At 65.0% G+C, this 1,002-nt stretch carries 1 protein-coding gene; it reads right to left on the reverse strand.

Annotated elements, in window-relative coordinates; translation table 11 throughout:
• Positions 1–108 precede the first annotated feature (108 nt).
• Positions 109–957, reverse strand: a complete 849-nt coding sequence (locus tag AC1DT2_RS24420) for a mechanosensitive ion channel family protein (protein ID WP_477299326.1) — start codon at positions 955–957, stop codon at positions 109–111.
• Positions 958–1,002: the final 45 nt, after the last annotated feature.

Genomic DNA, 1,002 nt, shown 5'->3' on the forward strand with positions numbered 1-1,002 from the left:
TGTGGGAGTCGCTTCAGCGGCGATCCCGCGGCAGCGGGCCGGGTCGCCGCAAGCACCCTATCGCCGCTGAAGCGGCTCCCACACCACACAAAGCGCGCCCCGTCGGGATCACTCCGCCTTCGGCTCCGCCGCAGGYGCACTCACCAACCGAATCTCGCTCTGCGGATACGGGATAGTGATGCCGGACTCGTCGAACCGCTCCTTGATGCTGCGGATCAGCGTGGTCTGGGTCTCCCACAGATCGGCGGTGGCGGTCCAGCCGCGGACGACGAGGTTCACGCTGGAATCGCCGAGGGCTTCGGTCCAGACACCCGGGACGGGGTCCTTGAGGATGCGCGAGTCGGCGGCGAACAGGTCGCGCACCACCTGCATGGCCTTGCCGATATCGTCGTTGTAGCCGATGCCGACCTTGATCTCGAAGCGACGCGTACCGCGAACATTGAAGTTGATGATCGCGTCACCGCCGACCTTGGCATTCGGCAGCACGGCCTGGCGATTGTCCGGCGTGATCAGGTAGGTGTGCATGAGGTTCACGCTCTGCACGTCACCTTCGACACCGCCGATGGTGACGTGATCGCCCACGCGAAACGGACGGAACAGGATCAACAGCACGCCCCAGGCGAGGTTGGACAGCGAGCTGTTGAGGGCCAGGCCGATGGCCAGCCCGGCGGCGCCGATCGCGGCGATGAACGACGCGGTCGGAATACCGGCCATGCCGAGCACCTGGATCAGCAGCAGCGCGATGAGGATGCCGTAGATGATGTTGCGCAGGAACATCGCCAGCGTGACATCGACGCGGGCGCGCTCCAGGGCGCGACGGCCGAGGTTGGCGACGCGTGCGGATATCCAGAAGCCGATCAGCAACAGCAGCAACGCCAGGCCGATGCGGATCGAATAGGTGACGATCAGCGCGCGCGTGGCCGCGTCGATGCCGAGATGATCGAGAAAGTCGTTCATGGGGTGTGCCTCCTGCCGTTTCTAATTCGGCACTGAGGCTAGCAT

This window comes from Luteibacter sp. P4_E6, from assembly GCF_056401535.1.